Annotated in this window: 26 protein-coding genes; 13 read left to right on the top strand and 13 right to left on the bottom strand. The window is 59.4% G+C overall.

The window, feature by feature from the left end; translation table 11 throughout:
- Positions 1-47: 47 nt before the first annotated feature.
- On the bottom strand, positions 48-416 hold the full coding sequence (locus AC1DPX_RS14580; RefSeq protein ID WP_477237620.1) for a VanZ family protein: 369 nt from the start codon (positions 414-416) through the stop codon (positions 48-50).
- 396 nt (positions 417-812) lie between these two features.
- On the opposite strand from AC1DPX_RS14580, the gene AC1DPX_RS14575 reads away from it, so the two are divergent.
- Together AC1DPX_RS14575 and AC1DPX_RS14570 are read left to right on the top strand one after the other, a co-directional pair.
- Entirely contained in the window at positions 813-1,814 is a 1,002-nt protein-coding gene (locus tag AC1DPX_RS14575; protein ID WP_477237618.1) for a class I SAM-dependent methyltransferase, read from the top strand.
- Complete coding sequence (locus tag AC1DPX_RS14570) at positions 1,811-2,626, top strand: phytanoyl-CoA dioxygenase family protein (protein ID WP_477237616.1); 816 nt, start codon at positions 1,811-1,813, stop codon at positions 2,624-2,626. The genes AC1DPX_RS14575 and AC1DPX_RS14570 overlap by 4 nt, the downstream gene beginning before the upstream one ends.
- A gap of 19 nt (positions 2,627-2,645) precedes the next feature.
- On the opposite strand, the gene AC1DPX_RS14565 is transcribed toward AC1DPX_RS14570, so the two are convergent.
- Positions 2,646-4,730, bottom strand: a complete 2,085-nt coding sequence (locus tag AC1DPX_RS14565) for a hypothetical protein (protein WP_477237614.1) — start codon at positions 4,728-4,730, stop codon at positions 2,646-2,648.
- A 208-nt stretch (positions 4,731-4,938) separates the two neighbouring features.
- Here AC1DPX_RS14565 and AC1DPX_RS14560 point away from each other — a divergent pair, with 208 nt between their 5' ends.
- Positions 4,939-5,376, top strand: coding sequence for a DMT family transporter (locus tag AC1DPX_RS14560; protein WP_477237612.1), 438 nt, complete (start codon positions 4,939-4,941; stop codon positions 5,374-5,376).
- A gap of 84 nt (positions 5,377-5,460) precedes the next feature.
- On the opposite strand, the gene AC1DPX_RS14555 is transcribed toward AC1DPX_RS14560, so the two are convergent.
- The 6 genes from AC1DPX_RS14555 to AC1DPX_RS14530 form a co-directional block, all read right to left on the bottom strand.
- A complete protein-coding gene (locus AC1DPX_RS14555; protein WP_477237610.1) occupies positions 5,461-6,216 on the bottom strand; it encodes a class I SAM-dependent methyltransferase in 756 nt (251 codons plus the stop codon).
- Between the two features lie 127 nt (positions 6,217-6,343).
- A complete protein-coding gene (locus AC1DPX_RS14550) occupies positions 6,344-7,174 on the bottom strand; it encodes a glycoside hydrolase family protein (protein ID WP_477237608.1) in 831 nt (276 codons plus the stop codon).
- A gap of 119 nt (positions 7,175-7,293) precedes the next feature.
- Complete coding sequence (locus AC1DPX_RS14545; protein ID WP_477237606.1) at positions 7,294-8,220, bottom strand: glycoside hydrolase family protein; 927 nt, start codon at positions 8,218-8,220, stop codon at positions 7,294-7,296.
- Positions 8,217-8,882, bottom strand: a complete 666-nt coding sequence (locus tag AC1DPX_RS14540; protein WP_477237604.1) for an acetyltransferase — start codon at positions 8,880-8,882, stop codon at positions 8,217-8,219. Before AC1DPX_RS14540 ends, AC1DPX_RS14545 begins: the two co-directional genes overlap by 4 nt.
- Positions 8,879-9,562 (bottom strand): class I SAM-dependent methyltransferase, encoded by a 684-nt coding sequence (locus AC1DPX_RS14535; protein ID WP_477237602.1) that lies wholly within the window; start codon positions 9,560-9,562, stop codon positions 8,879-8,881. The genes AC1DPX_RS14540 and AC1DPX_RS14535 overlap by 4 nt, the downstream gene beginning before the upstream one ends.
- Before the next feature lie 200 nt (positions 9,563-9,762).
- A complete protein-coding gene (locus AC1DPX_RS14530; RefSeq protein WP_477237600.1) occupies positions 9,763-10,767 on the bottom strand; it encodes a glycosyltransferase family 2 protein in 1,005 nt (334 codons plus the stop codon).
- A gap of 254 nt (positions 10,768-11,021) precedes the next feature.
- Here AC1DPX_RS14530 and rffA point away from each other — a divergent pair, with 254 nt between their 5' ends.
- The 5 genes from rffA to AC1DPX_RS14505 all read left to right on the top strand — a co-directional run bounded on the left by rffA (position 11,022) and on the right by AC1DPX_RS14505 (position 16,107).
- The gene (rffA, locus tag AC1DPX_RS14525) at positions 11,022-12,194 is read left to right on the top strand and encodes a dTDP-4-amino-4,6-dideoxygalactose transaminase (protein WP_477237598.1); all 1,173 of its coding nucleotides are present in this window, start codon (positions 11,022-11,024) and stop codon (positions 12,192-12,194) included.
- 56 nt (positions 12,195-12,250) lie between these two features.
- A complete protein-coding gene (locus AC1DPX_RS14520; protein WP_477237596.1) occupies positions 12,251-12,952 on the top strand; it encodes a WbqC family protein in 702 nt (233 codons plus the stop codon).
- A gap of 455 nt (positions 12,953-13,407) precedes the next feature.
- Entirely contained in the window at positions 13,408-14,352 is a 945-nt protein-coding gene (locus AC1DPX_RS14515; protein ID WP_477237593.1) for a patatin-like phospholipase family protein, read from the top strand.
- Positions 14,353-14,363: 11 nt separating this feature from the next.
- Complete coding sequence (locus tag AC1DPX_RS14510) at positions 14,364-15,302, top strand: nucleotidyltransferase domain-containing protein (RefSeq protein ID WP_477237592.1); 939 nt, start codon at positions 14,364-14,366, stop codon at positions 15,300-15,302.
- 52 nt (positions 15,303-15,354) lie between these two features.
- On the top strand, positions 15,355-16,107 hold the full coding sequence (locus AC1DPX_RS14505) for a DUF5677 domain-containing protein (RefSeq protein ID WP_477237590.1): 753 nt from the start codon (positions 15,355-15,357) through the stop codon (positions 16,105-16,107).
- 6 nt (positions 16,108-16,113) lie between these two features.
- Here AC1DPX_RS14505 and AC1DPX_RS14500 read toward each other — a convergent pair whose 3' ends face one another.
- Positions 16,114-16,347: a hypothetical protein gene (locus tag AC1DPX_RS14500; RefSeq protein ID WP_477237588.1), complete on the bottom strand. Its 234-nt coding sequence runs from the start codon at positions 16,345-16,347 to the stop codon at positions 16,114-16,116.
- Between the two features lie 81 nt (positions 16,348-16,428).
- Complete coding sequence (locus AC1DPX_RS14495) at positions 16,429-17,208, bottom strand: hypothetical protein (RefSeq protein WP_477237586.1); 780 nt, start codon at positions 17,206-17,208, stop codon at positions 16,429-16,431.
- Positions 17,209-18,361: 1,153 nt separating this feature from the next.
- Here AC1DPX_RS14495 and AC1DPX_RS14490 point away from each other — a divergent pair.
- Together AC1DPX_RS14490 and AC1DPX_RS14485 are read left to right on the top strand one after the other, a co-directional pair.
- Positions 18,362-19,393 (top strand): hypothetical protein, encoded by a 1,032-nt coding sequence (locus AC1DPX_RS14490; protein WP_477237584.1) that lies wholly within the window; start codon positions 18,362-18,364, stop codon positions 19,391-19,393.
- Between the two features lie 304 nt (positions 19,394-19,697).
- Entirely contained in the window at positions 19,698-19,916 is a 219-nt protein-coding gene (locus AC1DPX_RS14485; RefSeq protein ID WP_477238252.1) for a LuxR C-terminal-related transcriptional regulator, read from the top strand.
- A 359-nt stretch (positions 19,917-20,275) separates the two neighbouring features.
- Here AC1DPX_RS14485 and AC1DPX_RS14480 read toward each other — a convergent pair whose 3' ends face one another.
- Both AC1DPX_RS14480 and AC1DPX_RS14475 read right to left on the bottom strand, forming a co-directional pair.
- On the bottom strand, positions 20,276-20,524 hold the full coding sequence (locus AC1DPX_RS14480) for a conjugal transfer protein TraD (RefSeq protein ID WP_477237582.1): 249 nt from the start codon (positions 20,522-20,524) through the stop codon (positions 20,276-20,278).
- 1 nt (position 20,525) lies between these two features.
- A complete protein-coding gene (locus AC1DPX_RS14475) occupies positions 20,526-20,852 on the bottom strand; it encodes a conjugal transfer protein TraD (RefSeq protein ID WP_477237580.1) in 327 nt (108 codons plus the stop codon).
- Positions 20,853-21,024: 172 nt separating this feature from the next.
- Here AC1DPX_RS14475 and traA point away from each other — a divergent pair, with 172 nt between their 5' ends.
- The 3 genes from traA (at position 21,025) to AC1DPX_RS14460 (ending at position 25,067) form a co-directional block, all read left to right on the top strand.
- On the top strand, positions 21,025-24,066 hold the full coding sequence (gene traA / locus AC1DPX_RS14470; RefSeq protein ID WP_477237578.1) for a Ti-type conjugative transfer relaxase TraA: 3,042 nt from the start codon (positions 21,025-21,027) through the stop codon (positions 24,064-24,066).
- Between the two features lie 110 nt (positions 24,067-24,176).
- Positions 24,177-24,410 (top strand): helix-turn-helix transcriptional regulator, encoded by a 234-nt coding sequence (locus AC1DPX_RS14465; RefSeq protein ID WP_477237576.1) that lies wholly within the window; start codon positions 24,177-24,179, stop codon positions 24,408-24,410.
- A gap of 240 nt (positions 24,411-24,650) precedes the next feature.
- Positions 24,651-25,067 carry a hypothetical protein gene (locus tag AC1DPX_RS14460; RefSeq protein ID WP_477237574.1) on the top strand — a complete coding sequence of 139 codons (417 nt, stop codon included), beginning with the start codon at positions 24,651-24,653 and terminating at the stop codon, positions 25,065-25,067.
- 262 nt (positions 25,068-25,329) lie between these two features.
- Here the strand turns inward: AC1DPX_RS14460 and AC1DPX_RS14455 are convergent, their stop codons facing one another.
- The gene (locus tag AC1DPX_RS14455) at positions 25,330-26,628 is read right to left on the bottom strand and encodes an HlyD family type I secretion periplasmic adaptor subunit (RefSeq protein ID WP_477237572.1); all 1,299 of its coding nucleotides are present in this window, start codon (positions 26,626-26,628) and stop codon (positions 25,330-25,332) included.
- Positions 26,629-26,640 lie beyond the last annotated feature (12 nt).

Below are 26,640 nucleotides of genomic sequence, written 5' to 3'. Positions count from 1 at the left end.
CGTTCGGGTTGGCGCTTCCAGCCCATAGGGCAGGGTGCGATTGGCCATCAGCCCTTGCGGTGCATGACCCAGTTTACACACATCGCCACCGCGAGGCCGCACGCTATGCCGATGCAATCGGCAACCCAATCGAACACGTCGAGGTCGCGGTCAATCAGCGGGGTGCCCTGAAGGACCTCGATCACCGCCCCGACCAGAGCCAGGAAAATGGCCAGCCTGACCTTGCGCCCGGGCCACCCAAGACCGCCAAGAACAGCCAGGGTGGCGAATGCGCTGGCATGATTGAGCTTGTCATTGTCGAAACCGATGTCGAGCCCGAATTCCTGAAGCTCGGGCACGGGCAAAAGGGCGAGCACCAGAACCGCAACGAGCGTGACGATGAAGGCGGCCCATAAGACGGCTGAACAGGATGTCATTATGATCCAACAATGATTTCGACCGCCAAGGTCGAAGCCTGCCGGTGGTTCCTATGCACGAAGCAGGGCAGCGCAGAGCGCCACGATTGCATCGCATGGTCAGAAAAGCAACGAACCTTCGCCCGCGCGGGCAGGGCGAGACCTCGAGGCGCGTTGGGGGATTTACGCCGCATGGCCATTGGCCGAATATGGAATTGGCGGAGGGGCGACAGTTTGAGTGAATCCGTTTGTCCTGCTTGCGGGGCCGGCGCACCGATGAGGCTGGCGCTACCCCATCCATCGCTTTCCATGACGAGCGATGGCACAATTCTCAGCCGCCCCCTTGAGAAGGCCTCATGCCTGAGATGCGGGCATGGCTTTCATCTCACCCCACTGAAGCCTGAAGATCGGGATGCTGTGTACAGCGACGGATACAATCTCGGCCTGGTTGACCCGGCCGCCGATGCCGCCCGAGCCGAAGCCTATGCCGGTTGCATGGACGAAGCCGCGGTCGCGCTGTTCGGCCATGCTCTTCGCCCCCGAAACGTCGTCGAGTTCGGGGCGGGGACCGGTGCCCTGCTCGAAGAGCTGGCGCGGCGATGGCAATTGACGGAAGCGCTGGGCTTCGAGGCGGCATCTCAATTGGTCGCTGCAGCGCAGCGTCGGGATCACGCGCGCGCGACAATCCGGCAGGGCTATGCCGAAGAAGCCCTCGGTGCGATTGCCGGGCGGTACGACCTCTGCCTTTCGGTGAACGTCCTTGAGCACGCTCTCAGCCCGCAGGCCTTCCTTTCCGTGTCGAGCCAGGCCCTCTCGGATAAAGGCCACGTGGCGGTGATCTGCCCGGACGGTGATAGTGCCGACACGGAGCTGTTGTTCCTCGATCATGTCTCGAGTTTCTCCGAACTGTCCCTGCGGATGGTTGCTGCGGCAGCAGGACTGCACGTCATTGGAAGCATGGCGCTGCGTGGACAGCAAAAGGGCTTTCGACTGACCGTCCTGAAACCCAACACGAGCGCAGCGCAGGATCCCGGGGATCTCCGGTACCTGTCGCTGGCACGGGCGCGATCGGATTTCCTGAAGGGTTGGTCGGAAATTGATGCTGGCGCGTCGGAGTGGCTGGACAACAGGCCCTACGCGATCTTTGGAGCCGGGGAGTTCCGGAATCTGCTGCGGGCCTATGCTCCCCGGCTCGTCAAGGGAGCCGAAGCATTCCTGACGGATGAGCCCCTCGCTGCAACTCTCGACGGCCGGCCGTGGCTGAGAGCCGACGAGTATGCTTCCACGCATCCCCTGACTATCATGGTGGCGGCTGTCAATCCGCGAAGCTGGCCGGCGGTGGCCGGAAGGTTTCGAGGCAGCGGCGCGCAGATCGTCCATCCCTACCTCTTTTCCAGCCTTCTCAAGGAGCAGCTGTGACCGAGATCGATCGCTACGGGGTCAGGGAAACCGCGGTCGCGCGCGACGAGATCGATGTCCTAATCGAGGATCTCCGGCTTACCGGCCATACAACCCTCGACGCAGGGTTGACGGGCGACCAACTGGACGCGCTGTCCAGTGACTTTGACGCCGCTGAAGTGAAATACGCCGAACAAGCCGCAAGCGCCGGCTACGACCTGTCGACGATCGGCGAGCGCGACACGATCCGCGTCCTCCCCAAATACGCTCCAGCGTTCATGGCCATCGCCTTCAACGAGCGCCTGGCGCAATTGCTCTCAAGGATGCTCGGTGGCTACTACATCCTCAATCACGTCAATGGGCTGATCAATCGTGCCAACGGGAGCAAATACGGACAGGCGTCCTTTCATCGCGATCTCCCCTACCAGCACTTCGTCAGTTCACGGCCGCTTGCCATCAATGCGCTGTTTGCGCTTGACGATTTCACAGCCGAAAATGGCGCCACCCGGGTCATACCCGCCAGCCATCATCGCGAGGATTTTCCCTCGGACGAGACGGTGCGGCGGCGTCAGGTTCAGATAGCCGTGCCGCGGGGCACATTCATCATCCTGGACAGCATGCTCTACCACGCCGGATCGACCAACCACACCGACAGGAACCGGCGCGGCGTGAACCACGTCTTCACCATCCCGATGCTGCGGCAGCAGCTTCATTTGCCGTCGATCTTGTCCGATTTCCCGGGATTGAGCGCTGATCAGAAGAAGATTCTGGGATTCGGTCTGGACGAGTATCGCTCGGTGAACGCGTGGTTCAGCGCGCGAGCGAAGAAATAGATTCTACGAGCTTCCATCGCTACGGACTTGTGCGCTCGATGGTGACCGATTTGAACGTCACCTCGCCATTGCCCAAAGCCCAGACGCGAAATTCCATGATCGATGTGTGGTCGAGCGAGAAGAGCAGCTGTTGGGGGCCATGACTTTCCGTCAGCTCTTTCTGCGCCAGGACCATGCCGCCCGGCGACGTGGCCGCGTCAAGGCGCAGCGTGGCAGCCGGATCGCTGCCGGCTTCGACGTCAAAGGTGAGGCGATACGTGCCGGGAACGACCTTCACAAATGGCCCATAGTACAGCGCACCCGGCGATTTCGAGGGCGCCACCAGCACCTTCTCACCTCCGTGTTGCTCCAGTGAACCCACCTGGGTAAGCGCGCCGGCATCGGCATGAAATGTCATCGGCTGCTTGAATTCAACGTCCCAGCCCGCGACCTTGGTGGCAATGTTGTCTGCGAATACAAAGATGCCGAGATTGCCGAATTGAAGTTTCCGCGAAATCGGCAAGCCAAGTTCCGCCAGCCGTTTCCAGTCGACCTTGTTTGCTTCGTCCTGAGTCAGGAGAAGAAATGTTTCGCCCTTCCAGGTCTCGGTATTGTACCAGCGGTCCGCTGACAGGAAACGCAAGGGCATTGGCAAAGCGCCGTCCAGCGTGATCTGCCGAACCAGGACATGTTCGTCGGACAACACGCTGACCGTGCCGGCGTTCCAATAGGTGGCATAGCCATAGTTCAGCCCATTGGCCTGGAGGTAGCGCGCCAAGTCCGAAAAATTGACGGCAGGGGATTTCCGCTGCCCCGAGGTCAAAGGCGACCACGCATCCGACCTGACAAAAGTCGGGTAGGCACTTGTCAGCAATGCGGCAAAGACGACCACCACGCTGAGGAACTCGATGGGCCTCAGTCGCATGTCGAGAGGCGTGGCCAACGCCACGATGGTCATCGTGACGAGCGACGGTACCAGGTAACGGGAACTGCCGATCGGATCGGAAAGGTCCGGAATGGTCGTTGCCACTTGCAGAAAGCACACCAGCAGAAGCGCCACCGATCCAAAGATGGCCAGCGGCCTGACCTCGTCGCCCGGCCTCGCCGATGTTGCCACCGAACGCACGATCAACGCCACCAATATGACCGCGACAATCAACCGTAGGGCGCCGTAGAGGCCGATCACGGTCAGAAGTCCGCTGTCTCCGGGCGGAGATCCGCCGAAAACCGCCAGCACCGCCTTGCCCAGGACCGCAAGGTTGCTGACGATCGCATCGTATGGCAGCCATTTGACGGAGGACGCGGCGCGCGCGGCATTGTTTACATGAGCAAAGGTCACTCCATAGAGGATGCTTCCGCCACCTATCGCTGCGCACATCGAAGCGGCCGCGCCCACCAGGGATGCTCGCCCCACACCTGCGGGATGCAGTCCCAGCCTGTGGATGGACCACAGCGTGGCGACGATGAGCGGCATCCCTACGGTAACGATCGCGCGCTGAGGATTACCCCAAAACTCGGCCGTGATCAGCGCACACAGCAGAACGCTCCATATGACGACGTTCTTCGCCGATTTCTCTCTCATCAACCGCACGAGGCAGTATATCGAATACAGCGACATGTAGAGAATTGTGCCGTATGACGCCTGTCCGTAGAGATTTTCGGCCAAGACTCCGGACATTCCCGCCGCTACCGATGCTGTTATCAGCGTCCGCCGTGTTCTGCCGATCGGCGCCAGGCCGGCAGCCAGCCAGACGCTGTGCAGCACGAGTATCGATGTGACAAGGCCCGAGATCGCATGGGCTGTGAAGCCGGCAGGAAGAAAAGCCAGGATCGGTATGATGAAGAGATGGCCAAAAACAACGACAATGTCGTTGTTTCCATAATACCAATCCGGCGGGAAGAAACTATGACTGTTGACGATTTCTCGCGCCAGCAACACCTTCATCGCGCTGTCGGCGTGAAAAAGCCTTCTGTATTCAACGAAAACGTAGAATAGGAGGAAGCAGAAATTGATCACCAGAATGAATGCAGCCGCAGGAAACCAAGTGGACCTGGCTTTGGGCAATCCTTCTGCTTGCAGATTCTGCTCAGCCAGAATTGTCCGGGACTGCTCCTGGATTGTCATGATTCGGTTGAGCTCCCCTTGAATCGTGCACACCGCTCGAAATCGGGGCCGGACACGACAACCGCCTAGATGGACCGTTTGGCTTCGCCTTTGTCAACCTGTGCGGGACAATCCAAGCTGGTATCAACAACGGTTCTTGCCGGATGGAGAGGTTGCCGGAGGTGCCCCGTGCTTGCAGCGGCAACCGCAGCCCAAACGGACAGCCGGCATGCTACAGTCCAAACGCCAAAGCGCCGGCGATTCGAGCGAATGGAGAAGCAAACTGGATAACCGTGCCACCGGCATTGCCCTCATTGTTTCGGCCGTTATTTTGCTCACCGTGGCCCAAATCATCATCAAGTCTCGCCTGACTGAACATGGGACGGTGCCGTTCAGCTTTGAGGCGGGCTGGCCCTATCTGCTTGGCCTGCTCGCCGACTGGAAGGTTTGGATAGGCGGCCTTGGCCTCGTGGCCTCCAGTCTTTTCTGGTACGCAGGGGTATCGAGAATTCCCCTCTCGGTGGCCTTCCCGTTTGGAGCCTTGTCCTATCCCCTGATTTTCGCCGGTTCGATCGTGTTCTTGCACGAACGGTTCAGCTGGCAGTCCCTTGCGGGCAATGGCTTGATTGTCCTCGGTGTGATGCTGGCCGCGACCCGGTTGCCATAAGGTGCGCACCGAAGCCGGCGGGAAACCCAAAAGGCCACTTTGTCGGGTGCGGTGATACGCGAAGCGCCGCCTTTGCCGCAGCAGTCACGGGCGCCTTGCCACCACCAGCCGGGATCCGCCGACGGGAAAGGTAAGGCCCGTCGCCAGGATCAGGCTTTCGAAGCGCATCACGGCCCGCAAAGACGCATTTGTGGCCCGTCCAAGGCGCAATTCCCTGCCGGCGTCCAACTCCGGGCTCTCGCTGTTGCGCCGCCGTGACAGGAACATCAGCGGCAGCAGAAGCGATACGAACGACGTGCTGTAGACGATCTCAAGTCCCACGCCTTCGATCTTTTCATGCAGGTCCCGCCTTTCGTAACGCCGGAAGTGAAACGACTGCTTGTCGATCTCACTCCACAGCCATTTATGCTGCGGCACTGAAATGATCACGCCGCCTCCAGGCTTCACGGCGCGTTTCAGGTTCTCCAATGCGTCGACATCTTCCTCGATGTGCTCGATCACGTCGAACGCACCGACCACGTCGAATTCCGCAGTGTAGGGCAATCGCCTTGCGTCCATCTGGGCAAAGCTTGCCGACGGCACGCGGGCGGCGGCAAAGGGCAGCCCCGCAATGAAGATTTCAGTCCCGGCCAGCCGAACGTCGGGAAACGCGTGGGCGATGCCGCTCAGCACAAAGCCCGTGCCGCAGCCGATCTCGAGGAACGACCGGAACTGCGGAAAGAACCGCCTCAGCGTCCGAACGATGATGGCATTGCGGGCCTCGAACCAGAAATTTCCCGCCTCGAGCCTGGCGAGTTCGGGAAAGAAGCTCTCGTGGAACCCCCCGCCTTCGTCTGCCATTTCGGGCGCCCAGGCGGGGAAGCCGTCCTGGCTGGCTGGGGCAAACCCGCAGCCCGGGCAACTCGGGTCCTGGACCGCATGTTCTAGACTGCACCGCGGGCAAACGATCATGTCGGCTCAGGCCTTGCTAGACGAGCACGGCCAGGCCGAAGCCGCTCTTCCCGTAGCCATTGCCGTTGTAAAGCATGTAGCGCTGCCCTCCGTGATCGAACACAAACGGATACTCGATCATTTCGCAATCCCAGCCCGACTCCGAGCGCGCGATGCCCACAGCGTGATCGAGCCGGGTCCAGTTCAGTCCATCGGCTGACTCGGCATAGCCGATGCGATAGCTCTCTCCGCGACAGGCATACCACATGCGCCACAGCTCGCCGTCTCGCTTAACCGACGGCCGAGATATCGCATATTCCTGTTCGGTTGCGAAATCGATGGCGACCCGTCCGTCACGGTGCCAATGGATACCGTCGTCGGAACGCGCATATTTGATGTGGTAGCGGTGGATCGGGCCGTTCGCCGATGGGCTCCAATCAAGGCAGGACGTGTACCACATATGCCAGAGGCCGCCCTCACGCAGCACGCAGCAACTGCCGACAAAATGCGGCTCAGTCATCGTGCGATCAAGCAGCGGACCCGCCGCGAAACGTGAAAACGAACAGTCGGCCGGCGCCGTGGCGAGGCCGATAGCGTTGCGGAAGGGAACGGTCACGCCCAGATTCCAGCCGACATAGTAGAGATACCGCGTCGGACCGGCGACCGTGAGCCAACTCGCCAGGGCGCCGCTGTCATCGAATTCGCCGAGATTGCCCGGCATCAGCACGGGCGACTGAGCGACCTCGAGGATGCGCGCCGGCGACGACAGGTCGACGATGACATGGCCGGTATGCGAGCGTTGCGATGCATCCCGAGAGCCGAAATAGATTTTGAACAGATCGCCCGATACGTGCTCGGCGATCGGCATGGTGGCGTGCGAGCGCATCCACTCGATATCACCGGTCGGGCAAAACAGCCGGCCGAGCTTCTCCCATCGCACCGGTCATATCCCTCTGAGACGCGAACTCGGCGCCGTCGACCGCTCCGTCACGATTCCAGGATGGCGACACCGACCCCATCCCTCCCATAACCATTGCCGTTGTAGAGCAGGAAGCTGGCCTTGGCCGTGTGCAGCAGGCTGGCGTAGCAGACCATCTCGCAATCCCATCCGCTGGCGCTGGTGTCGAGCAGTGGCACCCTGTCGCGCTCCCAGTGAATCCCGTCGACGGATGTGGCGCGGTACACGCGGTACGTTTCGCCTAGACGCCTAGCGCAATAGAGCATTTCGTAGCCGGCATCGGTCCTCTGGACGACCGGTCGGGCGATGGCGTGCTCTCCCTCGTGGAAGGGCAGGCAGACATGCTCGTTGGTTATCCAATTCATGCCGTCGCGGCTCGTCGCGTGTTTGACGGTGTAGTAGTGGATAGGAGCAGTCTTCCCTTCCGGGTCGACCTCCCATCGCAGTCCCGACACATACCACATACGGAAATTGCCGTCTTCGACGAGCACCCAGGGCGCCCCCGCAAGCAGGGGATCGTAGTGGTTGCGACCGAGTACCGGCGCTTCGGACAGGCGGTCGAAATGACGGCCCCCGTCGCGCGATTGCGCGATCCCGATGGCGAAGGTGAATGGCACCGTGCGGGTGAGCGACCATCCCGTGTAGTAAAGCAACAAGCGGCCTTCGTGATCGACGAGACAGCCGGGCATGGCGCCGGAATCATCGAATGTTCCCGGCTGGCCAATATCGAGCGACGGGCGCTCCGAGCGGGCGGTCTGGGTCAGTCCATCAGCCGTCGCGGTGACCTCGGCCCAGCCGCCTCGCGAGCGATTGCTGTCATCGCGACTTGCGAAATGAATGCGGTATTTCTCGTTGCCCAGCCTCTGGGCAAAGGGGTTCTGGCAATGCGACCGCTCCCAGGGCGAGCCGCCCGGCCGGCATACCAACCCGACGCGCTTGAAACGGGATCGCGTCATATCTTTCTCAGCCGCGAACTCGGCACTTTCGAGCGCTCCGTCGCGTTGCCGAGATAGACGCCGTCGGGCTCCGCATCCGCCAGGATCAGCGCCCCGGCGCCGATCACGCAACGCTCGCCCACACGGATATGATCGCGCAGCGTCGCGTTGACACCCAGGAAGCAGGCCTCGCCGATATCGACCCCGCCCGAGACCACGATATGCGAGGCAAGAAAGCAATGATCGGCAATGCGGGAGTGGTGCCCGATGTGATTGCCGCTCCACAGCGTCACATTGTTGCCGATCCATGCGAAAGGCTGAATGACGTTGTGCTCGAGAATGAAGCAGTTTTCGCCGATCTTGCCGTCGTTGAGGACGGTGGCCCTGGAGCTGATGTAGCTCACGAAATCGTACCCCAATGCCTTGAGCGCCAGATATTTTTCGCGGCGAACTTCATTCAATTTGCTGTAGCTGAGCGCCACGAACGCACCATGGCTGCTCGGCGGATAGTCCCGGGCCAACGTCTCGAAGGGCACGACAGGAAGACCCGCCAGCCGGTCCTGGGTCAGGAATGCACTGTCCACGGTGAAGGCGACGACCTCGTAAGAGGAATCGTGCGCGAAATAGTAGTGGGCGAGTTCAGCGATATCGCCTGCTCCGAATATGACGATGGGCCGCTTCATGACTTCCTGACCAGGATGGTGAATTCATAGAGACCGTAGTCGTGCAGCAGTGCCACGCGCTGCGCGTATTTTTTCTTGCACATGTCGAAAAGCCGCGTTGGATCGGCATAGAAGAGATCGGCTCTTCTCTTGTCCGGATCCGAATAGGAGGTAAGGCAATTGAAGGCGAAGCCACGCCGGCTGGTGGCATGGAGGACGTCCAGCGTTGCCTCCAGATAGGCTGCCCATTGATCGTCCGGGCGTGTCAGCCTGACGTTGAAGATACCGCTCGCGAAGCCGAAATCGGCAGTCTGCGCCGGCACGGATCCGACGGCGAATTGTGCCTGGGGATTGTCCCCAAAGAGTACGGCCGCGGCTTCGATCATCTCTGCAGCCACATCGCAGCCATAGTATCGCACGCCGGGAAAGCGATCGGTGAGGAACGGCAGCAAGGCGCCGTAGCCGCACCCCAGATCGTTGACCGTGAAGTCGCCCGGCAGGTCGATCAACGATGCCAATTGTCTGAAGCGAAGGATCTGGCCTTCTTCCGTATTCCAATCCACGCCCTTGGGGCTGGGGCCGTGCGCTTGCACCTTGTCGCCGTAGTAGCGGGCGATTTCAAGCAACATTGCCCCGCTCTTGTCTGTTGCCGGGGCGTCAATAGACGTCATGGGCATAACCATCGGTGGGTTGTCGCGCACAGAATCGTATATCCTGATTGATAGTAAGTGGACAGAGCCGCGAATGATACGGGCATCGGGCTTTGCTTCCCCTTCGACCAGGTCCCCGAATTGCGCGACCAAGTGCCGGATGCCGCGGCCAAGGGGATATCCGTGGTTGCCAAGCTGGAACGTTTGGCAGGGCCGTGCAGAATGCCCCGTGTGATGGCGCCGACGACCAGCTAGTCGCGAACCCTCTCCGACCCAAGGGACGACCGATCTTCGGCGGTGGCAACATCATCGGCGTGCCCCTCGATGCCCGTCGCGCCGCCGCGATGAATATCTCGAATGATCGTGTAGGGACGGCGTTTGGTTTCGGACAGTATGTTGGCGATGTAGACGCTGAGAAGGCCAAGGACAAGCATCGTCATGCCGCCAAAGAACCAAATCGAAATGATTATGGAAGTAAACCCGCTAACGCCTACGCCGTGGATCGCATATCTTATAAGATAAAAAGCCATGGTAAGCACGGATAGAATTGAAATGGTCAACCCGAAATATAGTATCAGGTAAAGAATTTTGGTTGACGTCGTCATCAAATAGCGAATCGCCATTTGAATGCGGCGGCTGATCGAATAGGTCGTGGGCGACAAAGCGTGCTTGACGACGAGTTGTGAATCCTGCCGGAAACCGGTGAGCTGGAACAGATGAGCGATGATAAACTCGTGATCCTGGTGGCTGACGAGCGCAGCGACATAGGCGCGCGACATGAGCCGCGCGATCACCAGATTGCGCGGCAGATGGAAATCGCTCAGCCAATTATTGATTGAGAAGAATATCGCGCCGGTCCACCGTTCAAAGGTGCCGCCACGGCGAGATTCCTGCACCCCATAGACCACATCGAGCTTACGGTCCGACATCTGGTCGGCAAAGGGCAGCAGCCACTCGGGCTCTTCCTCGAGATCGCTGTCGATGAGGAACACCCGATCGCCGCTGGCATGCGCCAGCCCGGTCATGATCGCCTTGTGGTGGCCGAAGTTCCGCGACAGGTCGATAACGGTCACGTGCCGGTCAATCGCGCTGCGCGCGACGGCCAGATCCAGGCTGCCATCGGGGGAACCATCGTTGACGAGGATGATCTCGAAGTCGTCCCCGACCAGGCGGCGCGCCGCGGCAGAGACCCGGTCGCAAAATTCGGCGATATGGGGCTCTGACTTGTAAAGCGTGCTGACGATGGAAAGCTTCATGAGGGGAATGAATCCGTTGCTGCGCCGGGCGCTTCCTCCCGACGTCTCATTTCAGCTATCGTTGCCCCAGGAAAAGCAACACCGTCAACCTGGCTTCCTTCGTTCTACGCCCTCGGCACCCGGATCGGATGTTCTAGCGCCCAATTTCCCAAGTTGGCTTGCTCAAGCCGGCAATTAATGGAACTGTCCCGGTTGAAGTGCAGGAGGTACTTTCTTTCGGCTCTACCAGTAGCGCCGTTTGACAGGGGATGACAGTGTCCGATTCTTTGAACAAGCCTTTGCGGACTGCAGGGTCGCTGCCTGTTGCATTCAATCGCCTGCACTTGACCGGGCGGGAGATGCTCTACATCGCGGAGGCGCGGGTCGCCCAGCACATGTCCGGTGACGGGGCGTTCACCAAGCGCTGCCATGCCTGGATCGAGGAGCATGTCGGGTGTGCCAAGGCGCTTCTGACCCATTCATGTACGGCGGCGCTGGAGATGTCGGCTCTCCTCCTGGATATCGCTCCCGGCGACGAAATCATCATGCCGTCCTACACCTTCACATCGACGGCAAACGCGTTTGTGCTGCGGGGCGGCGTACCCGTATTCGTCGACATAAGGGAAGATACGCTCAATCTCGACGAGCGCCTGATAGAGGCCGCGATTACCCCGAGGACACGGGCGATCGTGGTGGTCCACTACGCCGGCGTGGCCTGCGAGATGGACACCATTCTTGATATAGCGCGCCGGCACGGCCTCGAGGTCGTCGAAGATGCCGCCCAGGGTGCGATGTCACGCTACAAGGGGCGGCCGCTCGGCAGTCTCGGCGATCTGGGGACGCTGAGCTTCCACGAGACCAAGAACCTGATTTCGGGTGAGGGCGGGGCGCTGCTGATCAATGACCCCGAGCTCAGCCAACGGGCCGAGATCATCCGTGAAAAGGGAACCGACCGCAGCCGGTTCTTCCGCGGCGAGGTGGACAAATACACCTGGCAGGACGTCGGCTCCTCCTATCTTCCCAGCGATTTGCTGGCGGCATTCCTGCTCGCCCAGCTCGAAGATGCCGAATCGATTACCGCCGAGCGCTTGCGGGTATGGGACCGCTATCACGAGTTGCTGGCGCCGCTGGAGCAGGCCGGGCTGCTTCGTCGCCCGATTGTCCCGGCCGAATGCGAACACAATGCACATCTCTACTACGTGCTGTTGCCTGAGGGCGTTGACAGGCGTGGCGTGCTGGCCCGTCTTCGCGAAAACGGTATCGACGCCATTTTCCACTATGTTCCGCTGCACGACGCGCCTGCCGGCCGACGCTATTGCAGAACACACGGCGACCTGCGGGTCACCACCGAAGCCGCCGCGCGGCTGATCAGGCTGCCGCTATGGTATGGGCTCAGTCTCGCCGCCCAGGAGGGCGTGGCCGCGGTGCTTGGCGCCGGTCACCACTGAACAGCAAGGACGTTGGGCTGTTCCAGGGATTCTTGGGTGAGTGAAGCTGCGGGCAGATGACGAAACGTGTGGCCATTCTCCAGTCGAATTATATCCCGTGGAAGGGATATTTCGACCTCATCGCATCGGTCGACGAGTTCATCCTCTACGACGACATGCAATTTACACGGCGCGACTGGCGCAATCGCAACAAGATCAAGACGCCCGCCGGCGCGCAATGGCTGACCGTGCCTGTCGTGACCAAGGGAAAATACCTTCAGAAGATCCTCGAGACCGAGATAGACGGCGCCGACTGGGCTCAATCGCACTGGCGGCAGCTGCAGCAGAACTACCGCCGGGCAAGCTGTTTCTCGGAAATAGCTGAATGGCTGGAGCCGCTCTATATCAGCCACTACACGCATATATCGGAGCTGAACCGCTGCTTTCTCGCGGCAATATGCGGTTATCTGGGGATCACCACGGCCATCACCTCATCCAGCGCGTACCAGCTCAACGGTGCCAAAACCGAGCGGTTGGCTGACATCTGCACCCAGGCGGGAGGGACGGTCTACGTTTCGGGGCCGTCGGCGAAAGACTACATCGTGCCCGAGGTCTTCGAGCTCAAGGGCATCGATCTCGAATGGTTCGACTATGAGGGTTATCCTGCCTATCCCCAGCTCTGGGCGGGATTCATACACGAGGTGTCGATCCTCGACCTGCTGTTCAACTGCGGAAAGCAATCGCCTCAGTTCATGCGGTTCGTCGCCAGGCGAGCGTAGTTCCGGCGCCCTGATCGAAAATTTAGTGAGTTATCGGCTTTGATACACAGTCATTGATTGGCTGGGGTTCCTGGAAGCTTTTCGAACTTTCTGGGTCACACCTCGGACCGAATTGCGGGTGCTTATGGACAAAGCAGGACATTAGATTCGGCTTTTTTGAGCTATTTAGGAAGCCAACGACTTCCTAGCACCTTTGCCTTTCCGACAGTGCGCGTCAGCAGGAACACTCAAATGTGAGCGGCCGCATTGCCCCCTTTCTTTCGGCTGCGAAGCAACAGCATTCGCCGGTTTCCGGGAACACCACCACGCAGCCTAGCGCTACCACGCGGTACAGGTGAACGCGGTCGGTTGAGTTCAATTCGGGCCTTGCACTTATGCCGTGGATAATATCACAATCCGCTGCTTTCCCTGTTCTTTGTCTGCTAAAAAAATAGGCGAGCCTGAGGTGGCTTCTCATGTCAGGCGTCAAAACAGCCGAAGAAAAACCTTTTCGAATTCTGAGCCTGGATGGCGGTGGCGCCAAGGGGTTCTACACGCTTGGCGTGCTGAAGGAGTTGGAAGCCGCACTGGATAAGCCCCTTCATGAGGTTTTCGACCTGATCTACGGCACAAGCACGGGCTCGATCATTGGAGCCTTATTGGCAATCGGTAAGCCGGTCGATGAGATCCACTGCCTGTACAAGACCTACGTCCCTACGGTGATGAAGCGCTGGCTACCAAGCCGGAAGACCGCCGCGCTCAGCGATTTGGCTACCCAAGTGTTTGGCGAGGACGGCTTCGATAGGGTGAAAACAGGTATCGGAATCGTCGCCTCAAACTGGGATGCCGAAATTCCAATGATATTTAAAGCTAGCGAGAAACAAGCTCACGGCCGACGGAAGACTTTCGATCCGGGGTTTGGTTGCACGCTGGCCGATGCAGTCCAGGCTTCGTGCTCCGCCTATCCATTTTTCAAATTGAAAGTTATCACCACTTCGCGTGGGGAAATCCGCAAGGTTGGGGACGGGGGTTATTGTGCCAATAATCCGGCGCTCTATGCGATTGCAGATGCGGTCGAGGCCTACCAGGTGCCACGCACAAGCATCAGGCTCCTCAGTATCGGGGTTGGGGAATATCCGCCCCCCAAAAAACCCTTGTGGAGCGTCTTGCGATGGGTGAACAAGCTGCCATCAATCAAGCTCCTGCAGAAATCCCTCGAAATCAACACTCAGTCGATGGAACAGCTGAGGGATGTGCTTTTCGGCGGCATACAGACAGTTCGGATCAGTGAGAGATTTACCCAGCCAGAGATGGCCGCCGACTTGCTCGAATACAATCTGAAAAAGCTCAATTTGCTGAATCAGCGCGGGAGCCAGTCCTTCGGGAACCGAGAAGCCGAAATCATCGCGCTGCTATCTTAGTAGGGGGGAAAATGACAATTCCGGAAGATCAGCTGGAGACCTGGTCGCAAATCGGTGCGATCCAGTCGTCTGCCGCAACCAACCAGACTATCACCAACGTGTTGGTCGACCAGCGTGCGCCTTATTCCAACAGATCTTACCAGCAGCCGTTTTTGCAGGGCTCCTACAAGAACCAGACGAACATCCGCACGGACAGCGATGTCGACATTGTCTTTTGCACTGATGCGATCTTCTACCACAATATCTATGAGGTTAGTCCACCCCGAGTGACCGCCTCAGGCCAAGCCGCCTTCGAGCAGGCTCACCCCGGTGTCGGCGCATATTCCCAACAGCAATTTAAAGCGGATGTAGCGCAGTGGCTTAGGGCCAACTTCGGCGACGACGTCCAGCCCGAAAGTAAGGCCATCTACATCCGAGGGAACAACAACCGCCGTGATGCCGACGTGCTGGTTTGTGCACAATTCCGGCACTACTTCAACTACATAGATGAAGCCCATCACAGTCGGGCAGACGGCATCGTATTTTGGAAGAATGACGGCACGCGAGTCGTGAACTTTCCTCGTCAGCACGCGGAGAACTGCACGACGAAAAATCAGAACACGCGAGAGTGGTTCAAACCGACCGTGCGAGTGTTTAAGAATATGCGCAACCGGATGATTGAGGCAGGGATACTGGCCGCAGGTGTCGCCCCATCCTACTACATCGAAGGCCTGCTATCCAATGCACCGGACCTCTGTTTCGGCCACAGTTTCCAGCGGACATACGAACAGTGCATGGGGTATCTGAGCCACGCGCCGGTCGATGACCTTATGTGCCTCAATGACGTTCACTACCTGGTGAGGCCGAATTCAGACGTGAACTGGTCACCGGACAATTTTACAACCTACATGCGGGCGACTGCCGAGTTTTGGGATGGATTTGGGCGCCGCGTTATGGGGTTGGGGCTTTAGCAGGCAACGTCAGCATCTGGTAAAACGACTCAACGTCTCTCTTGGAATTGAGATGACCAAACTTGAAGTGATGTACGACCTACTTGTCGACATGATGAGAGACACCATGCGGCTTTTACCAGAGGTCAAATTCGACCGAGGCAACCGCATTCATCGCGCCGTCATGGCCCTTTATGCGGTCATCATCGAGAACACGGACAGCGCCATGATACTCCGGCAGGCCAAAAGGTCGGCGGGAATAGACACCATTTTGCGGTCGAGTCTGGAGGCCTTTGTCGACCTCGCCAACCTGTGCAACGATCCGACCTATTACAACCAGATGCTTGCGCTCTATCACAAAGACTGGCTCCAGCTCACTCAGGAAGGGCTAGCCGGAAACCCCTTTCTCGACTTCTTTCAGCAAGACCCAGGCGCAGCTCAATCGTTGGAAGACCATAGAAAGGCACTCGTGGAACTGGAGAAGCTCGGGCGCACCTTGAACATATTCGAGCGCTTCCAATTGGCTGGTTTGGAGAACGAATATCGCTCTGTCTACAAAGACCTTTGTGGCCACAGCCACAACAACATCAAAGCCTTGTCCGACCAGCATTTTATCGGTGAGACGGAAGATACGGTGGAGGTCGTCATCTTTGCTGAGATGGGTAAGGAAGCCCTTTTGTCGTCATTGGATCAATTCGTGGTTATCGTTGGAACCGCTGGCTATATCGTGCACGACTATTTCCAATCGCCCAGCGCGGAAGAAGCGGCGGCGTTTAAGAATCGTCGCACGGACCTCCAGCCTTTCTTCGATGATGGGGAGGAATGAGGGCCATCACCCGTACCGGGCGAATTTGTTCGGCGTCACCTTCTTCCGCCACTTCTCCAAGCCGCTGCCTTTGCCGCGGTTCAGGGTGTCATAAGTCTCGCCGCCATGCACCTGCGCCATCCGCTCCGCCTGGAACGGCTCCTTGAACCGGAAGGCGAGGTACTCCCCGTCATCATGGCGGATGAACACGTGGCGCTCGGCGCAGGCCATTTCATGCGCCCGGCTGTGAGCCAGGGTCATAGTTCTTCTCGCAGCAGTTCTCCCGCGGGGATGACGGCATGATAGGATCGAATTCCTATCATGCAGAGCGAAAGTCAAGCGTTACTCGATGTCGAAGGATGGCGGTTCCTTCAGGCTCATGAAGTCATCGAAGGCTCGGATCGCCTCAGGCGTCGGGATATCCGAACGGTCAAGAAACTTTCGTATTCCATCTGCTATGTTACGACGGTTGATTACCCCCAAAATGACCCTTCCTGCGCTCATCTCATAGTCGAGGGCGCCACACCACATGTTGATGCGTCCATAGCCAGGTGCAAAAGCTAGCGCTTTGGCTTTTCCACTCACTTCGTGCTTCGCCAGAGAAACTCGCAGGAATTCGATTTGGCCGAACAGGATGTGAGTCATCCGAAGGTCTTCGCGTATCCGGCCGATGATGGCTGGGTCCGATTGCACGCTTTCTAGTTGGTCGGCCAACATCTGCTCGCCCGCATGCAAGAACCCCTTCTCTTTGCGTAGGGCCTTGATCTTGAGAGGCAGTCCGCCGTTCTCATGCCATTTCAAAACATCCTTGACGCGGCTCCGCCACGTTCTCAGCAACTCGTAAACTCCGAAGATCCACATCTGCGATTGTGCATTCAAAAATACGAGGGCGCTAATGTCGCGGTTTTCATCATCCTCGCGCAGGGTGGTGTACTCCAAGCTTGTGATGAACTCATCGACCACGCCCAGATTGGTGGCCTGCATCCCCAGGTAAGGGTCGAACAGCACCAGGGAATCCAGCGCCGCCCGCAGGGCATGCCATTTGATATGTTCGGGGTCTTCATACCCTGGTTCGAACTCCTGCTCGAAGTCACCCTCATCGTCACCATCTTCCATCGACATGTCGATCACCCACCGAGGTCGCTATCAAGCGATTCAATTAAGCGCTCGCGGGTTATGGCGCCAGACCCTACAGCAAGCTTCACGTCAGCGATAAACGTGGCAAGTGACGGAAGTCGGTCGCCACCGCGGACGGCCCACCGGTGGGCATTTCGGATAGCGTAAAACGGGAAGCCCTCCAGCTCCTCGCTCCCCACGAGCACCTGAGCCCGAATCTTCGCTTGATCGCCGGGGGCGGCAACAGCTTCGTCACCTCTTGCTCCAACTCAGTCCCGCGATTGCTGGCAGGGGCCAGCAGGTCAGAAAGGGATGTGAGCCGCGCCATCAAGGTCGCGCGGTTGGCTTCCGACAGTTCCGGTTTCGCCGTAAGGATGAGGCCGGTGCTCGCCGCCCGGAGCTGGCCCATTTCAATGTCTGTGAGCCACGACTGCACTGACGGCGGCAGCAAGTCCCCACCAGGCGTTGCGCCGGCGCCGCCGCTTGCGACGGCAGTGAGAGCGCCAGGTTGCGGGCCAGTCGGCCTTAAGGCCACCGTGTACTGCGTTTCCCCTTGTCCAGTAGTCCGCAAAGTCATCCCACTCGGCGGAGACACGAGCAGCGTCCCAACCGAATTGCTGGTTTGCCCACTCTCCCCACTCGGCGGGCGGGAGGCCTGCCAGCCGTGCTCGACCAGCTCTTCGGAGCGCATAGAGGCCCTTGGCCTTGAGTGATAGGCGGTTATCGCGCAGCAGCGCATTGGCAATGATGGTGAAGTCAGATTGGGATTGGCGGAGCTTATTCATATGGTGACAGCCTCGCTCTGATAGTCAGCTACGCTTGGCGCCAAACTTGGAGCGCCTCCTGCCGACTGTCACCGTTCCCGGTTTACCGCGAGTGCGATTTCTACCCGCCACTATACGACGTGTTCAGCGGGACGGGCGAGGGCTGATGATGAACCCCCGCCCGAGCCGCCCGATGGCGTCAAGCAAATCGTACTGGCGGGTGGAGTAGAAGCACCGACAATGGCCCAGCGACATACCGTCAACAGGTACATCCGTGCAACCAACACCATGCCCATGTTCTTCTTCGACATCCCACCTCTCTAAAATCGGCCTCCGCTTTGGTGGCGGGCCTTTTTGTGGCACATAGCGATGTCGGGTTTGGGGAGGAAGTACCCTTGTTTGAGCGGAAGACCGTCTTTGTCGTGGGCGCAGGCGCCAGCAACGAACTCGGCCTGCCGATGGGTAGCGCACTAGCGAGCGGCATTGGCGATAGGCTACAACCCCAAGGCACCGATTTCGGGGCCAGCCTCGGCGATGCTCTTTTGACCTACGCCATCAACCTTCTCGCCGATAATTCCCGAGGCAGCGGAGAGCGATTCTTTAAGGCCGCGCAAATGATTTCCAGGGCGATGCCGCAAACGCTTTCAATCGACAATTTTCTCCATGCCCATGCTGACAACCCGACTCTGATTCAGACCGGAAAGCTTGGCATCGCAGCAAGCATTTTGGAGGCGGAGAGATCGTCGAAGATCTATGTGGGGAGGGATACCGATCACGTCAGCTTCCGTGCGGTCGCCGACACGTGGCATCGGACTTTCTTCAAAATGCTGTGTGAAGGGATGCAGCGAAGCGACCTAGAGGGGCTATTCGACAACGTCAGCATCATCACCTTCAATTACGACCGGTGCATCGAGCACTACCTGGTTCAGGCGCTTTCCGTCTATTTCGACCTGACATGGCAAGATGCCCGGCAATTGGCCAATACGCTGACGATCATCCATCCCTATGGGCAGGTTGGAAAGCTGGAGTGGCAAAAGTCGTCCATGGTGTCCGTAGATTTCGGACACGCACCGCCTCCCCATGATCTACCAGCTATTGCGGCGCAAGTCCGAACGTTCACTGAGCGTGTCGATGACGTAGAGATCATGGAGAGGATGCACAGCCTCCTCGATGAAGCCCAGGTCGTGGTCTATCTGGGCTTCTCTTATGGGGACATGAACATGGAATTGATGACGACCCAGCGCAGTGATCGGCCTAAGCAGGTTTACGGCACGAGCTATGGAATTTCGGGACCCAATGGGGAGCGAATAAGGAAGGCCATTGCGGCCTCCATGGGGGAAAACGTCCGCCCGGAGCATGTTCATCTAGTCGGATGTAAGAGCAACGAGCTTTTGTATGATTTTTGGCGGCCCATCCTAAAGGGATAAGTCCGTACAACTTCCGAGTAAACGCCCGCTGAAACTGAACTACCTTTTTATCTCATATTTTTGCATTGCCTTATCGGTAACGCTAAGCTCTTTGAAGACACGCGGGATGCGCCGCGTCCCGTCCATGTCTCGCCGGAGGGGGGCCGATATTTGGGTTCCGGCTTCATGCGTGTCCTGTCACCTGTTTCACCATTTCCGGTACTGGTGCCGAGCGGTCGCTGCGTGAGAGCTCCGGAGTTCCCGGCGAGGCAGTTGCAGCGATGTTCGTTGCCGAGCGCGGCGACGACCCAAATACGTCTGGACGCTGCGGCCATTCTCTACAATTTGTCGCCGGCCGAGACGCGGATTTTTCGAGCTCACGATTGATGGCCGAGACAGCGAGGAGATCGCCCGAACCCTCTCAATCTCACCGAACGCGCTGAAATCCCACACGCGGCACTTGCTCGAAAAGGCCGGGCAACGCCGTCGGGTCGACCTGCTCCGCCTCGCAGCTTCCCTGAGGCCGGCCGTGAAGCACTGTTAGCTTAATGCGTCTTGCACCTGCACCCGGCGAATTAGCTAAGCTTACCACTTGGGTCGGTTCCGGCTGGGGACGAAATGCCACTCCAGCGGATTGCTCCAATGGTTTCAGCGTCATTCCTATTCTGCCGCCTTGGCCTTGGCGCGCTGAGATAGCCGCGCCAAGGTCGAGCGGGAGGCGCTGTGGCGGCAGCAATGCTGTACCTTGCGGTTGCGCTACTCCAAGTCCGTTGACACCCAAAGCTTCGCCTTTCGCGCCTCATCGGCTGCGGGGTGATTCCGCTCGATGCTAACCTCTCCGCAAGGAGACTATCAATGGGTTCTTTGGCCACTGCTGCATCGCCCGCCACTCGGCTCCCACTGCTATGTTCGCTGGCCCATCTGCTCTTCCTGCCATTCCGCATCGAATGCCCGTCTTCCCTTCGCGGCCCAAAGGTCTCGCGCATGTTTGCCGTCATGGCTTTGCAGCTTTGCTGCGATCCAAAGCATCGCTCCATAGATGACGGCGCGATCATCATTGGTCAGCTCGACAATGCCTGCCTTGACGACGAGACCGCCGAGTTCGATGAGCTGCCGTGTGCGCTGGCGGCGCTCGACCTGCCAGGTGCGCATGTCATTGCGAGCCTGTGCCGCCTGCTGTCGATTGTAGGCTGCCCGGTTGCGCTTGAGTGCCGCGTGTGTTGCGCAGAGATGCCGGAGCAGTTCGCCGGGACCGGCTCTCGAAAAACATCACCCCACGCTTGGCCCATGCCTCGCGCTTAGAGGTGTCTTTCGTTTCGGCAATTGCAACCAGTGCGCCGGCCAGTTCGTCGGTGCTGAGCTGATCGGCGCCGGTGGCGATCACCAGCTCGCCAAGTTGCTGCACCTTTCGCGTTTTGAGTTCTCGCGCCTTTTCTTCCAGCGCCTTCAGTTCGGCGTCGAAGTCCCGCGGTTTGCGCATGGTTGTCTCCATCGGTTGTTGATGCGGCGATGATAGGCGAGCACCTGCCGGAAGGCTTCAGGGTTGCCGAGACAGCCCGGGACGGGCTGGTCCATCCCGAGAATTTTTCGAGGGAGGGCGCGCTTATACGTCGTGCCGACGTGCGCTTTGACGTGCAAATGATCTGGTCGCGATGGCGATCTATCATCTTCACGTCAAGGTCATTGGCCGCAAGGCAGGCTCAAGCGCTGTCGCGGCAGCTGCCTACCGTTCAGCGTCGCGGTTACGCGACGAGCGCATCGAACGCAGCCATGACTTCTCCGCCAAGCGCGGCGTCGTCCATTCGGAGGTGATGCTGCCTGAGGATGCACCGCAGGCCTGGCGCGACCGCGAAAGGCTGTGGAACGATGTCGAGGCGTTCGAGGGGCGCAAGGATGCCCAGCTTGCCCGCGAGGTCGAGTTTGCGCTCCCGCGTGAACTCACCCAGGCGCAAGGCATCGAACTGGCGCGCGACTTTGTACAAGCCGAGTTTGTCAGCAAGGGTATGGTAGCCGATCTCAATGTGCACTGGGACCGGGCAGAGGATGGAAGTCCCAAACCGCACGCTCATGTCATGCTCACCATGCGGTCGGTCGATGAGAACGGTTTTGGTGCCAAGGTTCGCGACTGGAATGCTACCCAGCTGGTCGAGCGGTGGCGCGAGCGGTGGGCGGAGCTGGCCAATGAACGCCTTGCCGAACTCGACATCGACGCGCGCATCGATCATCGCACTCTGGAGGCGCAGGGCATTGCGCTGGAGCCGCAAACCCAGATCGGTGCGCCAGCCCGGCGCATCGAGGGCGGTGGCCTTGCTGCTGGTGACATTGAAGCAGATCGCGCCGAACTGCATCGCGAGATCGCGCGCAACAATGGTGCGCGCATCATTACCGATCCATCCGTGGCGCTCGACGCCATCACGCATCAGCAATCGACTTTCACCCGAAAGGACATTGCGAAGTTCTCGCATCGCCACAGCGAAGGAATGGAGCAGTTCAACGCGGTCGTGGCAGCCATCAGCAACGCACCCGATCTGGTCGAACTCGGCAAGGACGGACGCGGCGAAGACCGTTTCACCACCCGGCAGATGATCGAGACCGAACAGCGCCTTCACCGCGCGGCGGAGCGTATTGATTTGGACGAGCGACACGCGGTGAGTGACGCACATCGCGAGGCAGCATTGGCGCAGGCTGTGCAACGCGGGCTTGTCCTGTCAGGCGAGCAGAGCGACGCGCTTGCGCATATCACCGATGGTCGCGGTCTTGGTGTCGTTGTCGGCTTTGCCGGGACTGGCAAGAGCGCCATGCTGGGCGTTGCGCGCCAGGCATGGGCAGCAGCAGGCTACGAGGTCCGAGGCGCCGCACTCTCCGGCATTGCCGCCGAGAATCTGGAGAGCGGATCGGGGATTTCGTCACGCACCATCGCCAGTATGGAGCATAGCTGGGGACAGGGCAGGGATCTGCTCACCACGCGCGATGTGCTGGTGATCGATGAGGCCGGCATGGTCGGCACGCGCCAGTTGGAGCGCGTGCTCTCCCATGCGGCGGACGCTGGCGCAAAGGTCGTGCTGGTCGGCGATCCGCAGCAGTTGCAGGCGATCGAAGCCGGTGCTGCGTTCCGTTCCATCCATGAGCGACACGGCGGTGTCGAAATCGGCCAGGTGCGCCGGCAGCGCGAGGACTGGCAGCGCGATGCCACGCGCGATCTGGCAACTGGCAGGATAGGTGCGGCGATCAGCGCCTACGACGACAAAGGGATGGTGCATCAGGCTGCAACGCGCGATGAGGCGCGAGGTGAACTCGTCGAGCGCTGGGATCGCGACAGGCAGGCGCATCCAGAGGCAAGCCGGATCATCCTCACCCATACAAACGACGAGGTGCGCGCGCTCAACCAGGCCGCACGCGAGCGCATGCGCGCTGCCGGAGATCTCGGCGACGAAGTGCGAGTGACTGTCGACCGCGGTGCAAGGGCCTTCGCCAGCGGTGACCGGGTCATATTCCTGCGCAACGATCGCGGGCTTGGCGTCAAGAACGGCACGCTGGGCATCGTGGAGGAAGTCAGCATACAAAACATGACGGTTCGCGTCGACGATGGGAGGTCGGTGCGCTTCGACCTGAAAGACTACGCGCACATCGACCACGGCTATGCCGCCACCATTCACAAGGCGCAGGGCATGACCGTCGACCGGACCCATGTGCTCGCCACACCGGGCATGGATGCGCATGGCAGCTACGTCGCCCTGTCGCGGCATCGAGACGGGATGGACCTGCACTATGGCAGCGATGACTTCGCGACACGAGATCGGCTCGTCCGAACGCTGTCCCGCGACCGCGCCAAGGACATGGCGTCGGATTACGAGCAGATCAACCCGGCGCAACACTATGCCGAGCGGCGCGGCATCACGTTCCGCGAGCGCGTCGTCGAGATCGTGCGCCGGATCGTTCCGGAGAAGCTGCGCGACAGGATCGGCGGACTGCTGGACGGGTTGCGCTCGCCCGGAGACGCCGAGCCCATGCAGGAAGGTCGGCCTGAGCCGGGAAGGGAGAGTGTTGGCGGGCGGATCGGAGGCCCGACGCCGGAAAGAGATCCTTCTGCCAGGGGAGTGCCGCGCGACACGGATATACCGATGGACCCGGAAGTGGCGTTGCGCAGCGCTCGTACGAAGGCGCTTGTTCGTCACGCACGCGCCCTCGATGCGATGTCGCACAACGCAAATGCTGACGGGCAGGGCAGTCCCGACCAGATGCGGGAATTGAGGGAAGCCCGTAACGCGTTCGAAAAGGTGCGGCCCTATGGCTGGCGCGATGCCGAAGCGGCCTATGTGAAAAATCCCGAACTTGTCCGCGAGGCGGGGGCCGGCCGCGTCAGCCGCATCGTGCTGGCTCTCCAGCTTGAAACGGAAATTCGTACCGGGATGGACATCGATCCCAGCCGCCGCGCCGACCGTTTCGTCGAACGTTGGCAAAAGCTCGACCGGACGGGACGGGAGCAATACCAGGCCGGCGACATGTCCGGCTACAAGTCAACGCGCTCGGCCATGTCCGAGATGGCCAAGAGCCTCGAACGCGACCCTCAACTGGAATCCCTCCTCGCCAGCCGCAAGCGCGATCTCGGCATTCACACCGATACTGGCCGTCGCCTGGGCGCGGAACTCGACTTCAGCCATGGCATCGGTAAGGGGCGGGGCATTGGGATCTAAGACCTGCCGATTTGCCGCCGTTTCCACTCCGCGGCCGGCTGAGGCGACAAACCTGATTGCCTCGGGCATGGGTTCGTCCTGTCTGTCCCCGCAGAAACCAGCAAGAACCAGTGAGGTGCAGGCAAGCTACGTCCGAGCCGGATCGTATCATACGCCTCCAATCCGTCCTTGCCCGGACCGGCCTGTCTCGCACGACCATCTATCGCAAGATCGCCGAAGGCACGTTCCCGGCTCAGATCAAGATCAGTGTCAACGGGGCAGGCTGGCGTGAATCCGATATCAATCGTTGGGTCGACGATCCTGTCTCATGGCACACCAGTGCATCAAGAGAAAACAGCGACTAGTGGTGGTCGAGTGGCACGTTGCTGCCACCGTTGAACACTCTCTCTGAGCAAGTTCAACGACTGGGAAGCGGCCGGAAGCAGACTGACAGCTCTGGTCGCGGACTAAAGCTAGCGGACGTCGCGCCCTTTGCGGCCGTCGATATTAATCTGGCAGTCGCAGCCCTCAAAAGCTCACAAGCCTTTTCAACCCGGGCACTGCAGGTTACCAATCACTGTTCGGCAATTGCGCAGAGGCACAGCATGACTGAGGCGCTTGGCTCCTTACACGACTGGTTCTACCAAGTGGCTTCGCCTGTGATTTCATGGTGGCTGGGCTCGATCACTGCTGGCGTCGCAGCGTCGCCGGCTATTGCTCTGATTTTGCTGCTGGTGTCGATCCTTTGTGCGGTGCTTGGCAGAAGCATTTCCATCATGATCTCTTGTCTCGCCTTCAGCGCCATTGTCATTGCATTGCACGGCCTCGCCCCAACGCCGCCGTTGAAAGGCGGGCTGATAATGGTGGCGGTGTTAGGCTTCGGATTGCTGGCGGTAGCATTCTACCGTGAGCGCGCTAAAGTCGACAACATGTACCAAAGGCTGGAAGCTGCCCGCAAAGAGACTGAAGAAACGAAGCTTCTTCTGGACAATGAAATCAAGTGGCGAAAAGCATCTGAATGAGCAGCCGAGGCCGTTAGCAGATCCAACGTCAGCGTGCGCTAATGCTGGACTTCGAGCTGACGAAGTAGATGCATGCCGGCCTGTCGGCCTGGAGTCTGCCAGCTCCGCATCAACGGAGGCAGTAAAACTAGCTAACAGGTTGCTGCCAACGCCTGGGGCGGGTTAAGCGGGGGTACAGGCGTTGGCAGCTATCAGGGTGTGGCTACTCACCCTGATTGCCGGTCGCTTCGAACTCAACAGCAACGGGTTCGATGCGTTTGGATCAATCTTCGTTCATGGCTCGCTTCATCTGATCGGTGAATGGCTTGATAAGGTAGGAAAGCGCGGATCTTTCCTTCGTGTGCAGGAAGACTTCAACCGGCATGCCCGGCACAAGTTGCTTGCCTTCCAGGCCGCTGTCATTGACGATTGCAATCGTTGAAAGATAGTAGGCCTGACCAGTCTGCGCGTCGACACTCGCAGCTGCTCCAACAACGTTCACGCGCCCGTCTATCTCTGGCGTGGTACGCTGGTTGAACGACGAGAAGCGCAGCCTGACATCCTGGCCTGTCGATACTTGGTCGATATCAGTAGGTGCGACCCTTGCCTCGACGACAAGCTCGTCACCGCGAGGCACGATTGACATGACGGTTTCACCGGGCGCAATCACCCCACCCACAGTGTGAACCTTGAGGTCGTTGACGGTTCCCGAAATCGGCGCTCGCAATTCCATGCGCGAGAGACGATCCTTTGCAGCGACGATACGCTCGTCCAGTTCGGCAACCTTCGCCTCGACGTCGCGCAATTCGCGTTGGGCATCGGTCCTGACCTGCTGGTCGATCTCAATCATCTTGAGATTGACCTCGCTGATCTGGCCTCTCGCCCGCGCTATGTCGGACTCGACCTCGGCGATATGGCCATCGATCTTCACCTGGTCCCGTTCCAGCGAGTGGGTCTTGTCGCCTTCGATAAGCCCCTTGCGCAACAAGGGAGCCAAACGGCCGATATCTTCAGCCACGAGGGTGCGCTCACTCCTGCTTGACGCCTTCTGGGCTTCCAGACCTCTGATCTGTTCCTCAAACTGTTCGATCTGCGAAGCCAGTTGCGCTTTCTGCGCCACACGCGACGCCCGGTTGTTGGCAAACATCCGCTTTTCGCCATCGACGATAGCTTGTGAATCGACATCGGCTGCAAAATCGAACGTGATCTGGTCCATGTCGTCGCGCTCGGCGCGCAAACGGGCGGACCGCCCCTGGAATTCCAGGAACTGCCCACTCAACACGCCTAACTCCGCCCTGGTCTGGGTCTCGTCGAGACGGATCAAAACGTCACCGACTTTCACCGGGTCGCCATTGGCGACTTCGATCGCGCCGATGATGCCACCGTCGCGATGTTGAATCATCTTCAACTGTTTTTTCGCGGTGACTTTGCCCTGTGCAACAATCGCACCCGATAATTTTGCATTGGCCGCCCAGCCTCCACAGCCCAAAACCAAGCCCAACGCCACGAGGCCGGAGAGCGCCACCCTTGAGTGAATTGCGTATTGTGGCCGGCGCGTCTTATTCTGGAGATTCTTGTCCACGCTTTTACCCCT

The sequence above is a fragment of the Mesorhizobium sp. 01N446 genome (assembly GCF_056399285.1).
This window is presented reverse-complemented; position numbering and strand designations above follow the sequence as displayed.